The sequence below is a fragment of the Erwinia sp. 009765445 genome, assembly GCF_058137865.1.
The window spans coordinates 77,102-98,034 of record NZ_JBYUWC010000009.1 but is presented as its reverse complement, the minus strand read 5'-3'; the positions used below and the strand labels follow the sequence as shown (position 1 = coordinate 98,034).

Here is a 20,933-nt window from a genome sequence, read left to right as displayed (position 1 = left end):
ATATCCCCGTTTCGGCTAACCGGAGTATACCTCTATTTCGGTGATTGTTGGGTGTAGTGCATCCGGGGGCGGTCAATGTTTGCCCAGATCAGCTCTTTTTCTCCGTGATAGCTATGATTACCGTCATCCCACTTCACGTAGTAACCTGCCGGAGCGCTGTCCTGTTCAAAGACGTTAACAATCATCCCTTTGATGTCGCCAGTTTTGTGTCTGACAATACTGCCTTTAGGATATTTAGTCATTTTTACCACTCCCGGGCTTACGCTTAGCCGCTATTACCACTACAGTATTACCTCCTTATCAGAGGGGTTAATATCAGTTTATGCCGATTGTTGTGGAATAATTGAGCAATTAACGGGTGTTTTTTGGGCGATATGAACTCGCCTGCGGTGCATGACGTCTTTGCTGACAAAACAATACAGCAGACTCAGCAGCTTAGAGGTTCCATAACGCGGGCCTGTCCTTTATCATCTTCGATCACTTTTTGCCATATTCACCGCCAGAAGACGGATTACATGTATCAACCTGTCGCGTTATTCATCGGTCTGCGCTATATGCGTGGACGAGCATCAGACCGCTTCGGACGGTTTGTTTCCTGGCTCTCCGCCATTGGTATCACCCTCGGGGTGCTGGCGCTGGTCACCGTGCTGTCGGTGATGAACGGTTTTGAGCATGAGCTGGAAAAAAGCACCCTTAACCTGATGCCTCAGGCGCTGATCACCAGCCAGAAAGGATCCATTAATCCCCAGCAGATCCCGGCCGACTCGCTGCAGTTGCAGGGGACATCCCGTATTACTCCACTGACCACCGGCGATGTGGTGCTGCAAAGCGCCCGCAGCGTGGGTGTGGGCGTGATGCTGGGGATCAACCCGGAGGAACCGGATCCGCTGACGCCGTATCTGAATAACGTTCAGCAGAACGTGCTGCAATCCGGCCAGTACAATGTGATCGTTGGCGAGCAGCTGGCAGAGCAGCTGGGCCTGAAGCGGGGCGACGAGCTGCGGCTGATGGTGCCTTCTGCCAGCCAGTTCACCCCGATGGGCCGCCTGCCCAGCCAGCGCCTGTTCACCGTGGCAGGGACCTTTGCGGCCAACAGCGAAGTGGATGGCTACCAGATTCTGGTCAATCAGCAGGATGCCTCGCGCCTGATGCGCTATCCGCAGGGCTTTATTACCGGCTGGCGTCTGTGGCTGGACAAGCCGCTGCAGGTTGATTCGCTCAGCCAGCAAAAGCTGCCAGAAGGGCTGGTGTGGAAAGACTGGCGTGAGCGTAAGGGCGAGCTGTTCCAGGCGGTGAGGATGGAGAAAAATATGATGGGGCTGCTGCTCAGCCTGATTGTTGCCGTGGCCGCTTTCAATATCATCACCTCGCTGGGCCTGCTGATCATGGAGAAGCAGGGCGAAGTGGCGATCCTGCAGACTCAGGGCCTGACGCGCCGCCAGATTGTGATGGTATTTATGGTGCAGGGCGCGACGGCCGGGATTGTCGGTTCGGTGCTGGGCGCGCTGCTTGGCGTGCTGCTCGCCAGCCAGCTGAACAACCTGATGCCGCTGATTGGCGCTTTCCTTGACGGGGCGGCGCTGCCAGTCGAAATTTCTGTAACGCAGGTGTTGACCATCGTCATCACCGCGATGGTCGTGGCGCTGCTTTCCACGCTTTATCCTTCCTGGCGCGCCGCCGCCGTTCAACCCGCTGAGGCTTTACGTTATGAGTAACCCGATCCTGTTGCAGTGCGACAACCTGTGCAAACGCTACCAGGAAGGCCGCGTGCAGACTGATGTGCTGCGCAACGTCTCTTTCAGCGTAACGCCCGGCGAAATGATGGCGATTGTCGGCAGCTCCGGCTCCGGCAAAAGCACCCTGATGCACCTGCTCGGCGGGCTGGATACGCCCACTTCCGGCGACGTGGTGTTCAACGGTAAATCGCTGAACGGGATGTCTTCAGCCGCGAAAGCGGAGCTGCGTAACCGTGAGCTGGGCTTTATCTATCAGTTTCACCACCTTCTGCCGGACTTCAGTGCGCTGGAAAACGTAGCGATGCCGCTGCTGATCGGCAAAGCCGCAAAGGGCGAGGCGGAAGCCAATGCCATTGAAATGCTGGCCGCAGTGGGTCTGGAAAAGCGCGCCGCGCACCGTCCTTCTGAGCTTTCGGGCGGGGAACGTCAGCGTGTGGCCATCGCCCGTGCACTGGTTAACAGTCCGCGTCTGGTACTGGCGGATGAGCCGACCGGTAACCTCGATGCCCGCAACGCGGATGCCATCTTTGACCTGCTGGGCGAGCTGAACGTGCGGCAGGGTACTGCTTTTCTGGTGGTCACCCATGACCTGCACCTGGCGAAGCGCCTTAACCGCCAGATGGAGATGCGTGACGGCCAGTTGAGCGGGGACGTAACCCTGGCAGGGCTGGTGTAATGGCGGGATCTCTTTCTCTTCTTCTGGGCCTGCGCTTCAGTCGCGGGCGCCGCCGTGGCGGCATGGTTTCGCTGATTTCAGTGATCTCCACCGTGGGTATCGCGCTCGGCGTGGCGGTGCTGATTGTCGGCCTGAGTGCAATGAACGGCTTCGAACGCGAGCTGAACAACCGTATCCTGGCGGTGGTTCCGCATGGTGAAATTGAGCCGGTGAATCAGCCTTTCACCGGCTGGCAGGCACTGTTACCGAAAGTTGAGCAGGTCAAAGGCATTGCCGCTGCTGCGCCGTACATCAACTTCACCGGCCTGATTGAAAGCGGCGTCAAGCTGCAGGCCATTCAGGTGAAAGGGGTGGATCCGCAGCAGGAAAGCAGACTCAGCGCCTTGCCTGCCTATGTACAGAACAACGCCTGGCAGAGCTTCAGCGCCGGTAAACAGCAGATTATCCTCGGCCAGGGCGTGGCGAAAAGCCTGAACGTCAAACAGGGCGACTGGCTGACCATCATGATCCCTAACAGCGACTCGCAGCATAAGTTGCTGCAGCCGAAGCGCGTGCGCTTGCAGGTCAGCGGCATTCTGGCGCTCAGCGGCATGCTGGATCACAGCCTGGCACTGGTTCCCCTGGCCGATGCGCAGCACTATCTGGCAATGGGTGACAACGTCACGGGCATTGCACTGAAAATGAGCGACCCGTTTGCCGCGCAGAAGCTGGTGCGTGATGCCGGTGAGGTCACTCACTCTTACGTCTACATCCGCAGCTGGATTGGGACTTATGGCTATATGTACCGCGACATCCAGATGATCCGCGCCATTATGTATCTGGCAATGGTGCTGGTGATTGGCGTGGCCTGCTTCAATATCGTCTCCACGCTGGTGATGGCGGTGAAAGATAAAAGCGGTGATATCGCGGTGTTGCGAACCCTGGGGGCGAAGGATGGGCTGATCCGGGCTATCTTTGTCTGGTATGGCCTGATGGCCGGGCTGGTGGGCAGCGTCAGCGGCGTGGTGGTCGGCGTGCTGGCGGCGTTTAATCTCACGCCGATTATTCGCGGAATTGAAACCTTAACCGGCTACCATTTCCTGTCCGGCGATATCTACTTTATCGATTTTCTGCCGACTGAAGTGCACTGGCTGGACGTGGCTATCGTGCTGGCGACCTCTCTGGTGCTGAGTCTGATAGCCAGCTGGTATCCGGCCAGAAGAGCGAGCCGTATCGATCCGGCCCGCGTGCTCAGCGGCCAGTAGCAGAGGTCCGAATGTATTACGGTTTTGACGTGGGCGGTAGCAAAATCGCCCTTGGGGTGTATAACCCACAGCGCCAGCAGGTCTGGAGCAAGCGCGTCGCCACGCCGAAAGATGACTATACGGCCCTGCTGGACGTGCTGGTAACATTGACCCATGAGGCAGATGCTTTCTGCGGCGAGCATGGCAGCGTGGGCGTTGGCGTACCTGGTCTGCCAGTGCCGGATGACGGAACCCTGTTCACCGCCAACATTCCTGCCGCTCGTGGTCAGCGGTTTCAGGCCGATCTCAGCCAGCGACTGGGACGTGAAGTGCGTATCGATAACGATGCTAACTGCTTTGCGCTCTCCGAAGCCTGGGACGATGAGTTTCAGGCTTACCCCGTGGTGCTGGGGCTGATCCTTGGCACCGGGGTGGGCGGTGGCCTGATTGTTGACGGTAAACCGGTAACCGGCCGCAATTATGTGGTTGGCGAGTTCGGTCATATGCGGCTACCGGTTGATGCTCTGGATGTGTTGGGCTGGGATGTGGAGCTGCCCGTTTGCGGCTGCGGTAAGCGTGGCTGTATTGAGTCATGGCTAGCAGGTCCGGGATTTTCCCGCCTGTGGCAGCGCTATAATCAGTCTGCTCTCAATGCGCCGGAGATTATCACCCGCTATTATCAGGGAGATGCACAGGCCATTGCACACACCGAACGCTATAAAGATTTGCTGGCCGTCTGCCTTGGCAATCTGTTGACGATGGTCGACCCGCACCTGGTGGTGCTGGGCGGCGGATTATCCAATTTCGATGCGCTCTTTGAGGGGCTGGAAGCACGGGTCAGCAGGCATCTGCTGCCGGTGGCCAGGCCGCCACGCTTTGCCCGGGCGCGTCACGGAGACGCAGGCGGAATGCGCGGTGCCGCGTTCCTGCACGTTATGGAGTAGAGGAGTTATGATGCGTACCCCCCGTCGCCGACTGAGACTGGCACGTTACAAGAAAACCCGACGTCAGGTGCATCAGCGCTTTCGTCAGCGCATTTTTGAACGCGACCGCAATATAGAAATTGCCCGTAATCCACTGCCCCGGGTGGTGGTGCTGACCGGGGCTGGGATCTCCGCTGAGTCGGGGATCCGTACCTTCCGCGCGGCAGATGGCCTGTGGGAAGAGCACAAGGTGGAAGATGTTGCCACGCCGGAAGGCTTCACCCGCGATCCGGCCAAGGTTCAGGAGTTCTACAATGCCCGTCGTCGGCAGCTTCAGCAGCCTGACATCCAGCCCAACGCTGCACATATGGCGCTGGCGGAACTGGAAGCGGCGCTGGGAGATCACTTCCTGCTGGTGACCCAGAACATCGATAACCTGCATGAGCGTGCCGGAAACAGTAACGTCATCCATATGCACGGTGAACTGCTGAAGGTACGCTGCGCCACCAGTGGTCAGGTACTGCACTGGCAGGAGGATGTGAAAGCGTCCGATCGCTGCCACTGCTGCCAGTTCCCGTCGGTGCTGCGCCCGCATGTGGTGTGGTTTGGCGAGATGCCGCTGCAAATGGATGAGATTTATGCCGCGCTGGCTGAGGCGGATTACTTTGTTGCTATCGGGACTTCTGGTCATGTGTACCCGGCTGCGGGCTTCGTGCATGAAGCGAAGCTGCAGGGCGCGCATACCATTGAGCTGAACCTGGAGCCAAGCCAGGTTGGCAGCGAATTTGAAGAGAAGGATTACGGTCTTGCCAGCGAAGTGGTGCCGAAGTTTGTGCACACCCTGCTGCAGAAGATCGGCAAGTAATCGATGATAGTTCGACCTTACCAGCACTGGTTCCGTCGCCTGTTTGACTGGCACGGTTCCGTGCTGTCAAAAATCCTGTTTCGCCTGTCGCTGAATCTGCTGATGTCGATTATCGCGGTGATCAGCTATCAGTGGTACGAATCACTGGATATCCATCTCACCACCGCACCCTTCAGTCTGCTCGGGGTGGCAATCGCCATTTTCCTCGGTTTTCGTAATAACGCCAGCTATGCCCGTTTTACCGAAGCGCGCACGATTTGGGGCTCGCTGCTGATCACCCAGCGTTCTCTGCTGCGGCAGATTAAAAGCATCCTGCTGCTGGATAATGCAGCCGCACGGGAGTTCGCCGCACTGATGGCTGCGTTCGCCTGGAGTCTGAAGCATCAGCTGCGACAGACCGATGCCAGCAGCGACCTGCAACGGCTACTGCCGGAGCGCTGGCACGATCGGGTGCTGAACAATCCGCTACCGGGCAACCAGATTTTGCTCTGTATGGGATTGTGGCTGGGCGAGCAGCGGCAAAAGGGCACTTTGTCAGATATTTTGTGGCAGAGCGTTGATGAAAATCTGAATCATTTGTCACAGGTGCTTGGTGCCTGTGAACGTATCGCCACCACGCCGATCCCGTTTGCCTACAGCCTGATCCTGCACCGCACCGTCTATTTGTTCTGTACGCTGCTGCCGTTTGCACTGGTCTCCGATCTGCACTACATGACGCCGCTGGTGTCGGTGTTTATCTCTTATACCTTCCTGTCTCTGGAGTCGCTGGCTGAAGAGCTGGAAGATCCGTTTGGCACTGATGCTAACGATCTGCCGCTGGATGCGATTTGCGTGGTGATTGAACGCAACCTGAAGGCGATGAATGGCGACTTCCCGCTGCCCGAGCCGCTGAAGCCGGACAGCCGGTTTAACCTGACCTAGGGCGCTGTTCTGCCAGTATCAGCGAGGGGGAACGTAACGCCGTCGTCTGGGGAAATTTTCCTAAAATCATCCGCTTATCATTTTTTCGCTCAAGCTGGAAAAATATTTTTTCCTCTGGCGAAACTTTTTACTGCTCCGCAGCGAACTGTTGAAGACAGCAGTTCTCTTAACCCTGATGGAGCTTTTCATGAACCGTACAAAAAAACTTTTATGTTCTGTGACCGCCGCTGCCTTCATGAGCCTCGCCCTGCCAGCCATTAATGCCGAAGCGGCGTTGCCGGTCGGTTCCCAGGCCCCTGACTTCAAATTGCAGGGTGCACTGGCGGGGAAACCGCTGACTTTCTCCCTTCAGCAGGCGCTCCAGAAAGGGCCGGTCGTGCTTTATTTCTTCCCTGCGGCGTTCAGCAAGGGTTGTACTATTGAGGCCCACGATTTTGCTGAGGCCTCTGATGGCTTCAAAAAACTGGGCGCGACGGTGATTGGCGTGACTGCCGGTAATACCGATCAGGTGGCTGACTTCTCCAAACTGGAGTGCCGCGATAAATTCGCGGTGGCTGCCGATCCGGGTGCCAAAATCGCCGCTGAATATCAGACCACGATGCAGATGCAGGGCAAAACGCTTTCTGATCGCACCTCCTATGTTATCGCTCCGGACGGCAAAATCCTGCTGAGCTACACCGACCGCAATCCAGACACGCACATTCAGAAAGCGATGGATGCAGTGAAACAATATTCTGCGTCACACGCATCCCAATCCTGATTGCCCGGTAAATCTCCAGCCGACAGAGGCCCGTTATGTTAACTGCAATTTTGTCCGCCTTTTTAGGCGGCATTATCCTCAACTTTATGCCCTGCGTGTTCCCGGTGATCTCGCTGAAGGCGCTGGGCCTGCTGCGCCATCAGGGAAGCCCCTCCGGCGCACGCGCGGAGGGGCTGGCTTTCCTGGCCGGTGTCGTTGTCACCATGCTGGCGCTGGCCGGTATTCTGTTGGCTGCGCGGGCAACAGGGAACGCAGTCGGCTGGGGCTTCCAGCTGCAGTCTCCGCTGGTGATTGCTATTCTGGCGTTGATCATTCTTGCGGCTGCTATCAACCTGCTCGGCGTGTTTGAAGCCGGGCTTTCACTGCAGCGTGCGGGTGAAATCGAAATGGGTAGCAGCTCACTGGTTCGTTCGGCGCTGACCGGGGCACTGGCGATCGTGGTTGCCACGCCCTGTTCGGCTCCGTTTATGGCCAGTGCTATCGGTTATGCGCTGGTTCAGCCGCCCGCCGTTTCTCTGGCGATATTTTTCTCGCTGGCTGTGGGCTTTGCCGCGCCGTTTACGGTGGTGTCACTGTTCCCTCAGCTGGCAAAACACCTGCCTCGTCCTGGTGCATGGATGGATATTCTCAAACGCGGGCTGGCTTTTCCGATGTTGGGCGCCTGGGCATGGCTGGTCTGGGTGCTGGCCCAACAGGCGGGAACCGCAGCACTGGCGACAATCCTTGCCTGCTCAGTGCTGCTGAGCTTTACCGCCTGGATGTACGGTATGGCGCAAAAACGTCGCTTCTCCGGCAAGCCTTATAAGGTAATGTTTGCCGTCACATTGGTACTGTTTGTGGCGGTAATTGCGCCGATTTCTGCCATTATGCAACCCGGCTCATCTCTGCCCGAAGGGCAGGCGGCCCCCACCGTTATGCAAGTTAAATGGTCGCCGCAAACAGTTGCTGCGGAGCGCGGGCACGGTAGGGCTATACTGGTAGACTTCACCGCATCATGGTGCATTACCTGTCAGGTTAATCAGCGCACCACGTTGTCGACCAATACGGTGAAACAGGCACTGCTGCGCACCGGCACGGTCTACATGGTCGCGGACTCGACAAAATTCAATCCGGACATTGATGACGTGATGAGTGAGTTCGGGCAGGGCGGTTTGCCGCTGTATATTGTCTATCCGGCAGATGGCAGTGCACCGAAGGTATTGCCGCAGGTTCTGACTCCGTCAATTGTGGTCAACGCACTGGAGCAGGCAAGCGGCAAAAAGGTCTGAAAACAGGCCGGGGCTTAAAGGCGGTCAATGGATAAAACCGACACACCACGAGAGGAATGGCCAATTCTGATGGCGCAAGCGCAGGCTGGAAACCAGCAGGCATACACTCGTCTGCTGACTGCGCTGGTGCCGGTTATTCGCTCAATGGTGCGCAAGCAAATTGACGATACGGTACTGGTGGAAGATGTGATTCAGGATGTTCTGCTGGCCGTGCATCGGGTTCGCCACACTTACGATCCCGCCTGCCCATTCCTGCCCTGGCTGATGGCGATTGCGCATGCCAGAACCATTGATACGCTGCGGCGGCGTGGACGGCAGCGCCACTGGGAAGTGGCAGAAGTAGAGTCCGTAGCCCATTCGGTAGCGGTTTCTGTCACCCAGGAGCGTCAGGATCCGCGGGAGGAACTGGGCGTTTATCTTGACCAGCTTTCCACCCGGCAGCGACAAATCGTCGAGCATGTCCACCTGAGGGAAATGAGCCTGGCGGAAGCCGCAACGCAGAATAACCTGACGGTCCCCGCCGTAAAGTCACTTCTGCACCGCGCCCTGACTAACCTTCGCCGTTTTGGAGCTAAGCATGACCGATCATGATTTATTAATTGATAAACTCAGCCGCGGTGCTTCACCGGTGAAGAGAACGCGGCCAACGGGCTGGCGCGTGCTGGCGTGGATAGCGATGGCGCTGCCCTGTGGCGCGGCAGCCAGTCTGATCGTGCACAGAACGCTGAACGACTGGTCGCAGCCGGGCATGCAGTGGGCGGCACTTCAGCTGTTGCTGACATTTCTGACCGGTACGCTGGCTATTCGTAATGCCTTCCAGATGAGTATTGCCGGACGCCGTCCGCTTGGCTGGCGATGGTTTATGCCGCTGGTGGGAGTGTGGCTGGTCAGCATTCTGATCAATCTGCGCAACGCGCCTGAGACAGCGGGGCATATGGAAGGCACCAATTGCTATCTCTTTATGATGGTGGTCAGTATACCGATGATGGCGATTGTTATCGGTTATCTGCGCCAGACCCGTGCGCTGTTCCCGGTTCGCAGTCTGGCTGTGGCTGGGGCAGGTGTTGCCTGCATGGCGCTGTCCTTACTGTCGTTGTGCCATCCCATTCATCTGCACTGGCTGGACTTTATTCAGCATCTGGGTGCGATAGCCACTATCGTGCTGCTCACCATCCTCTTTGGCCGCAGATGGGTGGCGTTAAGATAGCGTTTTCAGCCAGCTGTAGCGGCCGATACCCGCTCAGCTTCGACTCCCCAGGTCTTTGTCTCCCTCCTCGCCACTGAGCAGGTGAGTTAACTCTTCGCAACGGGCAATCTGCCCGGAAACAAGAGTAAAGCGCGCCAAAACTTCAATGACGCTGCGTTTGCCTCCCTTTTCCTCCACTTCAACCCGATGATGGGTAAATACTGTGTCACCTGCGCAGGCGCTGGCGAGGACAGTAATTTGAATTCGGTGCGTCAGGGCTTTCAACAGGGCCAGATGTTCAACAAATTCATCGTAATCCAGCAATTTACCGTCGACTACTTGCTGATAGCTCCGGGCAAAATAGCGGGCAATTTTCTGCTCGTCATGTTCAGGGCTGCAGACGATGTCGCGCAGGGCAGCGGTGATTAACAGGTCTGGTTTCTTCATTTTCTTCTCCTCAGGTAAAAACAGCAGTCTACCGGGGATCATCAGGGTGTATTATCGCTATCCGGACTTCTGATACGGATGAATGGCCATAATGATTAAGGCTGAAAAACTTGAACATCCACGCCACCATATAACGCCCTGGCATGAACATGAATCAGGTCAGATATACTGGCTCAGGCAGGGTGTGATGGTGATTGAAACGCCACAGGCTGAGTGGTCGGTGATCTCGGGAGCGGTTGGCTGGTTTCCGCCAGGTTTGCGTCACAGGGCCAGAGTTTCCGGTCCTCTGACGGGAAACAGCCTCTATTTCAGCCTCCCTTTTTGCGGCCAGTTTCCGCCTGAAACCGTTCTCTGTGGGGCGGACGCATTTGTTCTGGCATTACTGGAGAGATTGTCTGGCAGCTGTCAGTTGCCCGATCGCGGGAATTATCAGGCCAACCTGATCCGGCTTCTCAGCGATGAAATCGCTCTGGCTCCGGAATTCCCCCTGCATATCCTCCTGCCTGAAGACCGTCGGGCGCGTAACGTGGCGGAGTATTTGCTGGAATACCCGGGCAGCACCCACAACCAGGCCCAACTGGCGTCAAACGCGGGGCTCAGTGTGCGCTCGCTCAGTCGTTTGTTCCGGGAGCAAACCGGGCTCAGCTTCAGCCAGTGGCGGCAGCAGGAAAAACTGGTGAAATCACTTTCCCTGTTGCTGGCTGGGGCCTCTGTCAGTGAGGTGGCTGGATGCTGTGGTTACAGTAATGTCAGTGCCTATATTGCCGTATTTCGCCAGCGCTTTGGCCAGACACCTGGCCAGTTACAGGCACGGCAAAAGAGTAACCGTAGCTGACTGGCCGCTCAAATAAGTCGCTATAGCAACTTCGCGGCCGCCAGCAAGGTCTCTCATACTCCTCTTTTTATTCCGCCTGCTGGCACCGGGGCAGTGAAAGAATGACATGAGTGATAACCCCACCAGCCAATCCCCAGAATGCGGCGCCGACGCCCAGTAGCGTCAGGCCTGAAGCCGTAATCAGAAAGGTAATCACCGCCGCCTCCCGCTGTTTTTCATCCACTAATGCCCGTTGCAGGCTTCCGGCAGTGGTGCCCAGCAGCGCCAGTCCGGCAATGGTATGGATCAGGGCAGGCGGTAACGCACTGAACAGCTGGCCGATGGCACCACCAAAGACACCCGCCAGCAGATAGAAGAACCCGGCACAGGCCGCGCCCCAGTAACGACGCCGCGGATCGGGATGGACATCCGTACCCATACAGATGGCGGCGGTAATGGCGGCAATACAAACTGAAAATCCGCCAAATGGCGCAAGCAGCAGTGAGGTCAGCCCGGTCCAGCTCATCAGCGGCGAAATGGGCACCTGATAGCCTGCGGCCTTCAGTGTGGCAATGCCTGGCGCATTTTGTGATGCCATAGTGACTACAAAGAACGGCACGCCAATCCCCAGCAGCGTGGAGAGGGTGAAGTGCGGCGCAATAAATTCCGGCAGCGCAAAGCTCAGCGGCTGGTTGGAGAAGTGGATCTCGCCCTTCAGCGCGGCTATCGCCAGCCCGGCCAGCAGCGTCAGCACGATGGCGTAACGGGGCAGGTAACGTTTCATCAGCAGATAAGTCAGGCACATGACCGCCGTCAGGGTAAAATCGAGTTTAAACGAGCCAAAAGCATCCATGCCGAAGCGCAGTAAAATCCCGGCCAGCATCGCAGCTGAAATTGCCTGCGGAATGTAATTCATCAGGCGGGCAAACAACCCGGTCACTCCACAGATGAAAATCAGCCCGGATGCGAAGATGAACACGCCGATGGTCTCCGGCATTGGTGTACCGGGCAGGCTGGTGACCAGCAGGGCCGCTCCCGGCGTTGACCAGGCGGTCAGGATCGGTGCGCGATAGTAGAGGGACAGACCAATTGAGGTGATGCCCATCGCCAGGCCGAGCATACTCAGCCAGCCGCCAATCTGCAGCGCTGTTGCTCCCGCCGCCGCGGCTGCCTGGAAGATAATTGCGGCAGAACTGGTATAACCCACCAGTACGGCGACAAAGCCCGCCACTATGGCAGGGAAAGTAAGATGTTGCAGAGCGAAGGGCGGGCGCATAGTATCTTCCATATTGAGCGTTATAGCGCACAAACTAGCACCGTGCGTTATAGCGCACAAGCACATTTTGGGTGAAAGATAAGGAGGTCCAATGGCCGAACATCCGATCCAACTGGGTCTGACCCTGAAGTCTTTACGGCTGGCGCGCGAATGGAGCCTGACCGAAGCAGCCACACGGACAGGCGTCAGTAAAGCCATGCTGGGACAGGTTGAACGGGGTGAATCCAGCCCGACCGTGGCGACATTGTGGAAAATTGCCACCGGGTTTAACGTGCCATTTTCACTTTTTATCCCCGCTGACCTGCCACAGGAAGCCTCAGAGGTGATCCGCAGCGGGAGTGCCACCGCCTGGCAGCAAAACCATGCTGCTATGAAGGTCACGCCACTTTTTCCTTTCGACCCCGGTTTACGCTTCGATATGCTGGTGATAGAGCTTGCTGCGGGCGGGTTGAGCAACTCGTCTCCCCATGACAGAGGTGTGATTGAGCACGTGGTGGTCACGGAAGGGGAGTTACAACTGGCGGTTAACGGGAAATGGCATACCCTTAATGCGGGTGAGGGTTTACGTTTTCAGGCAGACTGTCCGCACAGCTACCGCAATGATGGCGGCCAGCCGGTGAAGTTCCACAGCCTGATTCATTATCCACAAGGACATTGATCACGATGAGGGATGAAGCCGGGGCAGTCACCCGCTGCTGAACTGACCTGACGCAATATTCTTTCAGAAAAAGTTACAGATAATAAAACCTGTCATTCAGAGGGAAGGAAGATGAATAATTTACTCGACCGCTTCTTGCACTATGTTTCATTTGATACGCAATCAAAAAGCCATGTCCGCCAGGTGCCCAGCACGGAAGGACAGTGGCGGCTGGCAAAAGTGCTGCAGGAAGAGCTGGAAACGCTGGGCTTCAGTGAGGTCACGCTTAGCGAACACGGCATTGTCATGGCCACACTGCCCGCCAATGTTGACTGGCCGGTGCCGACGATTGGTTTCATCTCCCATATGGATACCTCGCCGGATTTCACCGCCAAAAATGTGAACCCACAGATCGTAGAGAACTACCGGGGTGGCGATATTGCGCTGGGTATCGGTGATGAAATTCTCTCACCCGTGATGTTCCCGGTCTTGCACAGCCTGATTGGCCATACGCTGATCACCACTGATGGCAAAACGCTGCTGGGTGCGGACGACAAAGCAGGCGTGGCCGAAATCATGACGGCGATGGTGCAACTGAAAAACAGCAATCTGCCGCACGGTAAAATCCGCATTGCCTTTACGCCGGATGAAGAGATCGGCAAAGGTACCAGCTGTTTTGACGTTGCGGACTTTGGTGCTGAATGGGGCTATACCGTTGATGGCGGCGGCATCGGCGAGTTTGAATATGAGAATTTCAACGCAGCCTCGGCGACGGTCAAAATCACCGGCAACAATGTGCATCCCGGCACGGCCAAAGGGGTGATGGTGAACGCGCTGGATCTGGCGATGCGTTATCAGGCCACGATGCCAGAGAAAGAAGTGCCCGAACACACTTCAGGTTACGAAGGTTTCTACCATCTGCACGGCATTAAAGGCGGCGTGGATAAAGCTGAGCTGCATTACATCATCCGGGATTTTGACCAGCAAAGCTTTTCGGCGAGGAAAGAGGTGATGAAGAAAATCGCGGCGACGCTGAGCAAAGATCTGCAGCCTGGCTGTGCGATCGAAGTCAGTATCGACGACAGCTATTTTAATATGCGCGAAAAAGTTGAGATTCATCCGCACATTATCGAGCTGGCGCTGCAGGCGATGCATGAATGCGATATTGAGCCGGACGTGAAGCCAATCCGTGGCGGCACTGATGGCGCGGCGCTCTCCTTCAAGGGCCTACCATGCCCGAACCTGTTCACCGGCGGTTATAACTACCATGGGAAACATGAGTTCGCGTCGCTGGATAATATGGAGAAAGCGGTGACGGTGATTATGCGTATTGCGACGCTGACCGCTGAGAAGGCGAAGAAATAACAGCCGGGCGGAATAAATCCGCCCCCTACAGGTATTATCATTCTTCAGCAGGGGGCGAATTTATTTACTGATTGTGCCCGATAATCCTGACGCGGCCTGACCTACTCTTCTTCGCTAAAATACCAGTAGCCACTGTTCACCAGCGCGGCCAGTTGCGCGAGGAATGACGGGTCGTCCAGCACGGCACCCAGCTCTTCCGCGCCCAGTGAATGCTGATTAGCCAGTATGGTCAGCGCTTCACGGTGTGGCGACTCAATCTGCTCACCGTTTACAAACACCGCATGACCAATCGACAGCACCCGCAGGCCCCCGAGGCGCAGGAGGCGATCACCCTGTTGCAGCGCATCGTAGATCTCATCTGGCTGATACGGCGGCTCTGGCGGCGCGACGTCCAGCTCATGGCGGGACTGAGAGATAAACTCACCAAACCACTGGTTGAAGTGCTCCGGCTGGTTGATCACGTCCAGCATCATTTTGCGGATACCCTCCAGCTCCTGTGGCAGGATCTCGGCCATATTTTCACGTGACGGGACATCCGGATCGCTGAAGCGGTAGCTGCCCAACTCGCGGGAAAGAACGTAGTCAGCAAATCCGCTGATCAGCTCGCGACCGTTTGGCGCACGGAAGCCCACAGAGTAGTTGATGGCGCTTTCCAGCGAGTAGCCTTCGTGTGGGAATCCTGGTGGGATGTAGAGAATATCACCCGGCTCCATCTCTTCATCAATGATCGCCTCGAAAGGTTCGACCTGCAGCAAATCCGGATGCGGACAGTGCTGCTTCATCGCCACTTTTTCACCCACGCGCCAGCGACGGCGGCCTGTGCCCTGGATAATAAACACATCGTACTGGTCGAGGTGCGGACCAACGCCACCACCCGGCACCGAGAAGGAGATCATCAGATCGTCAGTACGCCAGTCAGGGAGAAAACGGAAAGGGCGCATCAGCGCGGCAGAAGGTTCGTGCCAGTGATCTACCGCCTGAACCAGCAGTGACCAGTTGTTCTCACCAAGGTGATCGTAGCTCTCAAAAGGACCATGGCTGACCTGCCACTTGCCATCCTGATGGCTGACCAGGCGGCTGTCGACTTCGTTTTCCATCGCCAGACCGGCCAGTTCATCCGGGGAGATCGGGTCAACAAAGTTTTTGAAACCGCGTTTGAGCACCACCGGACGTTTCTGCCAGTAGCGCTGGATAAAATCGTGCCAGTTAAGATCGAGCTGATAATCCATGATGAAGTTCCTGAAACGCTGAATTTCATCGATTATAACAGCGGCAGTGCAACCCGGGGTAACGCATTTAGCTTCGGATTGCTAAGCCTGAAAGTGGTCGCATTTATTCGCCGTCGTGCAGCATTTCCTGACGTTTAAAAATGACTTCCATCCGCGCACCGCCCAGCTCGCTATTGGTGGCGATAATATCTCCGGTATACTGCTCCAGAATATCTCTTGCCACTGCCAGCCCCAGCCCCTGGCCTGGTCGCAGCGTATCAGCCCGCTGACCGCGAATAAAAATGACATCCCGTTTGCTTTCAGGAATGCCCGGGCCGTCATCATCGACAATCAGATGCAGCTCGTTATCCGTCTGGCGGGCGGTGATCTCTACAAATTCCAGGCAGTATTTGCAGGCGTTATCCAGCACATTGCCCATCACTTCCATAAAGTCGTTCTGTTCGCCGACAAAGGTCAGTTCCGGAGAAATATCCAGCGTCAGCACCACGCCTTTGCGCTGATAAACCTTATTCAGTGCGGAACAGAGGCTGTCCAGCAGTCCCGGGACGGAGTGCAGTTCACGCTTCAGCACGTTGTGATCGGCCTGCATGCTGGCCCGGTGCAGGTAATACCCGATCTGCTGAGAGATGCGGCTGATCTGTTCGAGCATAATGGGTTCGGCCTGCTCGATGGAGAGGTTACGGCCGCCACGCAGGGATCGCAGAGTGGTTTGCAATACTGCCAGCGGTGTTTTCAGGCTGTGGGTCAGATCGCTCAGCGTGGTGCGGTAACGTGTGTAGCGCTGGCGCTCGTTATCCAGTAGCAGATTAAGGTTGCGCACCAGGCTTTTCAACTCCTGTGGCGGCTTGGGATCCAGTGCATCCCGCGTGCCATTCTCCAGTTCACGCACCTGACCCGCCAGGGTGCCAATCGGCCGCAGGCTCCAGTGCGCCGCCAGCCACAGTAGCGGGATCACCAGCAGCAGATTAACCAGCAGCACGTAGCTGAACCATGACCAGACCACGTCAGAATGCTGCAGCTCTTGCGGGATAGAATCAACCACCACAATGGTCAGTGCGGGTAGGGTAGGCGTCGCCTCGTAGCGGTTGACCGCCACCGAGTGGGTAAAGGTATCGTTATTATCGTCGTCATAAGCCGTCAGCTTATTCTGCGCATCCTGATTATTGCCCAGCGCCTGACGACTGGTACCGTTATCGGTGTTAATCTCATAAAAATCAGCGTGTTTCAGCCACTCACGTTTAATCTTGTCACGGATTTCAGGCACGTCACGCAATTGCCACAACAGTTTGCCTTTCTCGTTGTAGATATACACGATCGTCGGGAAGTTAAGAGAAAACCGCTCCGGCTGGGCGATAGTCAGCTTGTCGTCCTGCCACTGAGCAAGAGTAAAGAACAGATTGCTCTCGGCACGCATCACCCGATAGGTGTTTTTATCGAAGCTGACCACATAACCCACCACGGCCACCATGCCGTAAGAGAGCGAGAGGATCAGCACCACCGCCGCTGTTGCCAGCAGAAAGCGCGCACGCAGGGAAAAGGGGGTTTTAGGACTGAATGTTGGCATCAGGTTATAAATCGAACCTGTAGCCCTGACCCCGGACAGTGGTAATCACATCTTTCGGGTATCCGGCCTGCATTTTTTTACGCAGGCGGCCCATCAACACATCGATAGTGTGGCTTTCGCGCAGTTCAGCGTCCGGATACAGTTGCAGCATCAGCGAGTCTTTGCTCACCACTTTGCCGGCATTGCGGATCAGCGTTTCAATGATGGTGTATTCAAAGGCGGTGAGTTTGATTTCCTTTTGATCGATGGTCAGCTCGCGGCGCGAGAGATCGACCTGGAAAGGGGCCAGAGTGATAATTTGTGAGGCCAGACCGCTGTTGCGACGCATCAGCGCCTGCATGCGGGCAACCACTTCTTCGATATGGAATGGCTTGGTCACGTAGTCGTCGGCACCGGCTTCCAGCGCTTCTACCTTGGCCTGCCAGCCTTCACGGGCGGTGAGCACCAGAATCGGCTGCTTCACTTCCTGACCGCGCCAGCGGCGGATCAGCGTCATGCCATCTTCATCAGGCAGCCCCAAATCGACCAGGGTAATATCAGGCGAGTGTTCGTTCAGAAAGTAATCCGCTTCTTTGGCATCTTCGGCTGCATCAACCTGATGGCCCATTTCCCGCAGCTGGACGGCGAGATGATGGCGCAGCAGAGGGTTATCTTCCACAATCAATACGCGCATAACATTATCCTTTCTGTCAGATTCAAAGGTGGCCTCAGCCTTATAGTAATCTGAAGAAAGTATAGGTTAAAGCAGATAAACAGCAGGTTAACACAGGCCGACTTGCACCGGCCTGTGTTGGGGAGGCTTACTTCAGGTCGTCAACCATCTGAACTGCACGGCCCAGGTAGTTGGCCGGGGTCATTAACTTCAGGCGGGTTTTCTCCTCTTCCGGCAGGTCAAGGCCATCGATAAAGGCCTTCATGCCAGCCGCGTCAACACGCTTGCCGCGGGTCAGCTCTTTCAGCTTCTCATAAGGCTTCTCAATGCCGTAACGACGCATCACGGTCTGAATTGGTTCAGCCAGCACTTCCCAGTTGTGATCCAGTTCATCCAACAGGCGGTCGCGGTTCACTTCCAGCTTGGAGATCCCTTTCAGGGTTGCCTGATAGGCAATCAGCGCATAGCCGACGCCAACGCCCAGGTTGCGCAGCACGGTAGAGTCGGTGAGATCGCGCTGCCAGCGGGAAACCGGCAGTTTGCTTGCCAGATGCTGCATCACCGCGTTGGCCAGGCCGAGGTTGCCTTCGGAGTTTTCGAAGTCAATCGGGTTCACTTTATGCGGCATGGTGGAGGAGCCAATTTCACCAGCGATGGTTTTCTGCTTAAAGTGGTTCAGCGCAATGTAGCCCCACACGTCGCGATCGAAGTCGATCAGGATGGTGTTGAAGCGTGCCATGCAGTCGAACAGCTCGGCGATATAGTCGTGCGGTTCGATTTGCGTGGTGTAAGGGTTCCAGGTTATGCCCAGAGAGGTCACAAAGCTTTCGCTAAGCTGGTGCCAGTCCACTTCCGGGTAAGCGGCGATATGGGCGTTGTAGTTACCCACTGCACCATTGATTTTGCCAAGCACTTCAATGCGTTCCAGCTGGCGCAACTGGCGCTCAAAGCGGTAAGCCACGTTAGCCATCTCTTTACCCAGCGTTGAGGGGGTGGCAGGCTGACCGTGAGTACGGGACAGCAGCGGAATATCGCGATACTGCACCGCCAGGTCTTTGACCGCAGAGATGATTTTGTTCCAGTAAGGCACTATCACGTCGCGACGGGCCGCTTCCAGCATCAGCGCGTGGGACAGGTTGTTGATATCTTCAGAAGTACAGGCAAAGTGAATGAATTCTGAGACAGCGTGCAGCGCGGCATTTGGCTCCACTTTCTCTTTCAGGAAATATTCAACTGCCTTCACGTCGTGGTTGGTGGTGCGCTCGATTGTTTTAATGCGCGCAGCGTCTTCCTCGTTGAAATTGGCGACAATCGCATCAAGGAAAGCGTTTGCGTCGGCATCAAATGCAGGAACTTCCTTGATCTCTGCGCAGGCGGCCAGTTTCTGTAACCAGCGAACTTCCACCTCAACGCGGAATTTCAGCAGACCATATTCGCTGAAAATACCGCGCAGCGGGCTGACTTTGTCGCCATAACGGCCATCAACGGGGGAGACGGCTGTCAGAGAGGATAATTCCATCGGTGCAACTCCTGAATCGGTTAACAAATTAAAGTGAAGACTCGGTGATACGGGATAACATTTGCTTCGCCTCACCGGCGAGACGATTGCGTGAAAACATCAGTTGCAGCCGGCCGCCGCCAACCTGGTGCCACAGCACCGCAGCGCGAATACCGGCCAGCAGGGTGGCGCGAACTTTACTCTGGATCTGCGAATTCTGCAGCACGGCAGGCGAGCCTGTGACCTGAATTCGCGGGCCCAGCGGGCTGATCACATCCACATAGATAGCCGCCATGGCGCTGAGCAGCGTATCAGAATCTAAGTCATAGTGTACCAGTTGACGGTCAAGCTGGCTGATGCGCTGTGCCAGCTCGTTCAGGGCACTTTTGTTGGCGCTGAGCTTACGTTCCAGCACCATCATGCTGAGCGTGTAGCGGGTCAGCTCTGCGCCTGCACCATGACGGCTGCTGCTGTTCAGTACCGCCAGCAGCGTCTCCAGCCCGAAACGCAAATGGGCTTCATCATTACCAAACACTGCCAGGGTGGAGGAGGGGTTCATATCCACCACGCTGCTCAGCGAGATTTTCAGCGCTTCTGGCGGGCAATGCCCCTGGTGCGCCAGTTGCTGCACCAGATGCGCAGACTGGCAGATCCCTGCCAGGGCCAGCGTAATATCGTAATAATTCTTCGCCACGGTAACTCCTGTATGCGCCAGTGTGCAGTGTTAAACCCGGACAGACTTGGCCGGTAAAAGGGTTAAAGCAGTGGCTGACGTTCTTCAATGATGCCGCCACCCAGGCAGACTTCATCACGGTAGAACACGGCTGACTGGCCCGGCGTGACCGCGGCCACCGGCTCATCAAAGCGCACTTCAAGACGATCTTCACCCAGTGGCGTAATGGTGCATGGGATATCGGCCTGACGATAGCGGGTTTTCACCGTGCAGCGCAGTGGCGCTTTCAGGATTTCACGGTCGACCCAGTGCAGCTGCTGTGCAATCAGTCCGGTGGACATCAGGCGAGGGTGATCGTGGCCCTGAGCAACAACCAGCAGGTTTTTAGCCACGTCTTTATCGACCACATACCACGGTTCTTCGCTGCCCTCTTTAGTGCCGCCAATGCCCAGCCCTTTACGCTGACCAAGGGTGTGATACATCAGCCCCTGATGTTCGCCCACCACATCGCCATCCACGCTGACGATTGCGCCAGGCTGGGCAGGCAGGTAGCGACCCAGGAAGTCACGGAATTTTCGCTCGCCGATAAAACAGATGCCGGTGGAGTCTTTTTTCTTCGCCGTCACCAGCTCGAGCTCTTCCGCGATGCGGCGCACTTCGGGTTTCGCCAGCTCGCCGACCGGGAACAGGCTCTGTGCGATCTGCTCATGACCCAGTGTGTAGAGGAAGTAGCTCTGGTCTTTATTGTCGTCCAGGCCGCGCAGCAGGCGGCTTTTGCCATTCACATCCTGGCGGCGAACATAGTGGCCCGTGGCGATGAAATCCGCGCCAAGATCTTCGGCCGCGAACTCCAGGAATGCCTTGAATTTGATCTCTTTGTTACAGAGGATATCCGGATTCGGGGTCCGGCCTGCCTTGTACTCTTCCAGGAAGTGCTCAAAGACGTTATCCCAGTATTCTGCCGCAAAGTTTACGGTATGCAGGTAGATGCCAAGTTTGTCGCAGACTGCCTGTGCATCGGCTAAATCTTCCGCTGCGGTGCAGTATTCCTCACCGTCATCTTCCTCCCAGTTCTTCATAAACAGGCCTTCCACCTGATAGCCCTGCTGCTGCAGTAACCAGGCGGAAACGGAGGAGTCGACACCGCCGGACATCCCGACGATCACTTTTTTCTGACTTGCTGACATGAGGAATACCCGACTTTAGTGGCAGTTAAAGGC

At 56.4% G+C, this 20,933-nt stretch carries 22 protein-coding genes; 13 read left to right on the top strand and 9 right to left on the bottom strand.

Going from position 1 to position 20,933, the window contains the following annotated elements:
- Positions 1-32: 32 nt before the first annotated feature.
- A complete protein-coding gene (locus AC3Y5R_RS11880; protein ID WP_158783046.1) occupies positions 33-242 on the bottom strand; it encodes a hypothetical protein in 210 nt (69 codons plus the stop codon).
- A gap of 273 nt (positions 243-515) precedes the next feature.
- Between AC3Y5R_RS11880 and lolC the strand changes: the two genes are divergently transcribed.
- The 10 genes from lolC to AC3Y5R_RS11830 all read left to right on the top strand — a co-directional run bounded on the left by lolC (position 516) and on the right by AC3Y5R_RS11830 (position 9,579).
- Entirely contained in the window at positions 516-1,715 is a 1,200-nt protein-coding gene (gene lolC, locus AC3Y5R_RS11875) for a lipoprotein-releasing ABC transporter permease subunit LolC (protein ID WP_489921499.1), read from the top strand.
- Positions 1,708-2,412 (top strand): lipoprotein-releasing ABC transporter ATP-binding protein LolD, encoded by a 705-nt coding sequence (gene lolD, locus AC3Y5R_RS11870; RefSeq protein ID WP_489921498.1) that lies wholly within the window; start codon positions 1,708-1,710, stop codon positions 2,410-2,412. The genes lolC and lolD overlap by 8 nt, the downstream gene beginning before the upstream one ends.
- Positions 2,412-3,656, top strand: coding sequence for a lipoprotein-releasing ABC transporter permease subunit LolE (lolE, locus tag AC3Y5R_RS11865; protein WP_489921497.1), 1,245 nt, complete (start codon positions 2,412-2,414; stop codon positions 3,654-3,656). Before lolD ends, lolE begins: the two co-directional genes overlap by 1 nt.
- An 11-nt stretch (positions 3,657-3,667) precedes the next feature.
- Positions 3,668-4,579 carry an N-acetylglucosamine kinase gene (gene nagK, locus AC3Y5R_RS11860; protein ID WP_489921496.1) on the top strand — a complete coding sequence of 304 codons (912 nt, stop codon included), beginning with the start codon at positions 3,668-3,670 and terminating at the stop codon, positions 4,577-4,579.
- 7 nt (positions 4,580-4,586) lie between these two features.
- Positions 4,587-5,423, top strand: coding sequence for a Sir2 family NAD+-dependent deacetylase (cobB, locus tag AC3Y5R_RS11855; RefSeq protein ID WP_489921495.1), 837 nt, complete (start codon positions 4,587-4,589; stop codon positions 5,421-5,423).
- A gap of 3 nt (positions 5,424-5,426) precedes the next feature.
- Positions 5,427-6,344 carry a bestrophin family protein gene (locus AC3Y5R_RS11850; RefSeq protein WP_489921494.1) on the top strand — a complete coding sequence of 306 codons (918 nt, stop codon included), beginning with the start codon at positions 5,427-5,429 and terminating at the stop codon, positions 6,342-6,344.
- A 187-nt stretch (positions 6,345-6,531) separates the two neighbouring features.
- Positions 6,532-7,104 (top strand): peroxiredoxin, encoded by a 573-nt coding sequence (locus AC3Y5R_RS11845; RefSeq protein ID WP_489921493.1) that lies wholly within the window; start codon positions 6,532-6,534, stop codon positions 7,102-7,104.
- 35 nt (positions 7,105-7,139) lie between these two features.
- A complete protein-coding gene (locus AC3Y5R_RS11840; RefSeq protein ID WP_489921492.1) occupies positions 7,140-8,372 on the top strand; it encodes a protein-disulfide reductase DsbD family protein in 1,233 nt (410 codons plus the stop codon).
- A 27-nt stretch (positions 8,373-8,399) separates the two neighbouring features.
- A complete protein-coding gene (locus AC3Y5R_RS11835) occupies positions 8,400-8,963 on the top strand; it encodes a sigma-70 family RNA polymerase sigma factor (RefSeq protein ID WP_489921491.1) in 564 nt (187 codons plus the stop codon).
- Positions 8,950-9,579, top strand: a complete 630-nt coding sequence (locus tag AC3Y5R_RS11830; RefSeq protein WP_489921490.1) for an NrsF family protein — start codon at positions 8,950-8,952, stop codon at positions 9,577-9,579. The genes AC3Y5R_RS11835 and AC3Y5R_RS11830 overlap by 14 nt, the downstream gene beginning before the upstream one ends.
- 33 nt (positions 9,580-9,612) lie before the next feature.
- Here AC3Y5R_RS11830 and AC3Y5R_RS11825 read toward each other — a convergent pair whose 3' ends face one another.
- Positions 9,613-10,005, bottom strand: a complete 393-nt coding sequence (locus tag AC3Y5R_RS11825) for a nuclear transport factor 2 family protein (RefSeq protein ID WP_489921489.1) — start codon at positions 10,003-10,005, stop codon at positions 9,613-9,615.
- 91 nt (positions 10,006-10,096) lie between these two features.
- Here AC3Y5R_RS11825 and AC3Y5R_RS11820 point away from each other — a divergent pair, with 91 nt between their 5' ends.
- On the top strand, positions 10,097-10,840 hold the full coding sequence (locus AC3Y5R_RS11820; RefSeq protein WP_489921488.1) for an AraC family transcriptional regulator: 744 nt from the start codon (positions 10,097-10,099) through the stop codon (positions 10,838-10,840).
- A gap of 67 nt (positions 10,841-10,907) precedes the next feature.
- Here the strand turns inward: AC3Y5R_RS11820 and AC3Y5R_RS11815 are convergent, their stop codons facing one another.
- On the bottom strand, positions 10,908-12,095 hold the full coding sequence (locus tag AC3Y5R_RS11815) for a benzoate/H(+) symporter BenE family transporter (RefSeq protein ID WP_489921487.1): 1,188 nt from the start codon (positions 12,093-12,095) through the stop codon (positions 10,908-10,910).
- 91 nt (positions 12,096-12,186) lie between these two features.
- Between AC3Y5R_RS11815 and AC3Y5R_RS11810 the strand changes: the two genes are divergently transcribed.
- Entirely contained in the window at positions 12,187-12,753 is a 567-nt protein-coding gene (locus AC3Y5R_RS11810) for a helix-turn-helix domain-containing protein (protein ID WP_489921486.1), read from the top strand.
- A 111-nt stretch (positions 12,754-12,864) separates the two neighbouring features.
- Complete coding sequence (gene pepT, locus AC3Y5R_RS11805) at positions 12,865-14,097, top strand: peptidase T (RefSeq protein WP_489921485.1); 1,233 nt, start codon at positions 12,865-12,867, stop codon at positions 14,095-14,097.
- Between the two features lie 101 nt (positions 14,098-14,198).
- On the opposite strand, the gene AC3Y5R_RS11800 is transcribed toward pepT, so the two are convergent.
- The 6 genes from AC3Y5R_RS11800 to mnmA all read right to left on the bottom strand — a co-directional run bounded on the left by AC3Y5R_RS11800 (position 14,199) and on the right by mnmA (position 20,900).
- The gene (locus AC3Y5R_RS11800) at positions 14,199-15,326 is read right to left on the bottom strand and encodes a ribosomal protein uL16 3-hydroxylase (protein WP_489921484.1); all 1,128 of its coding nucleotides are present in this window, start codon (positions 15,324-15,326) and stop codon (positions 14,199-14,201) included.
- A gap of 103 nt (positions 15,327-15,429) precedes the next feature.
- On the bottom strand, positions 15,430-16,890 hold the full coding sequence (gene phoQ, locus AC3Y5R_RS11795; RefSeq protein ID WP_489921483.1) for a two-component system sensor histidine kinase PhoQ: 1,461 nt from the start codon (positions 16,888-16,890) through the stop codon (positions 15,430-15,432).
- A gap of 4 nt (positions 16,891-16,894) precedes the next feature.
- Positions 16,895-17,563 carry a two-component system response regulator PhoP gene (phoP, locus tag AC3Y5R_RS11790; RefSeq protein WP_158783030.1) on the bottom strand — a complete coding sequence of 223 codons (669 nt, stop codon included), beginning with the start codon at positions 17,561-17,563 and terminating at the stop codon, positions 16,895-16,897.
- Between the two features lie 127 nt (positions 17,564-17,690).
- On the bottom strand, positions 17,691-19,061 hold the full coding sequence (gene purB, locus AC3Y5R_RS11785; protein WP_489921482.1) for an adenylosuccinate lyase: 1,371 nt from the start codon (positions 19,059-19,061) through the stop codon (positions 17,691-17,693).
- Positions 19,062-19,089: 28 nt separating this feature from the next.
- Positions 19,090-19,734 (bottom strand): high frequency lysogenization protein HflD, encoded by a 645-nt coding sequence (gene hflD / locus AC3Y5R_RS11780; RefSeq protein ID WP_489921481.1) that lies wholly within the window; start codon positions 19,732-19,734, stop codon positions 19,090-19,092.
- A gap of 62 nt (positions 19,735-19,796) precedes the next feature.
- Positions 19,797-20,900 (bottom strand): tRNA 2-thiouridine(34) synthase MnmA, encoded by a 1,104-nt coding sequence (mnmA, locus tag AC3Y5R_RS11775; protein WP_489921480.1) that lies wholly within the window; start codon positions 20,898-20,900, stop codon positions 19,797-19,799.
- Positions 20,901-20,933 lie beyond the last annotated feature (33 nt).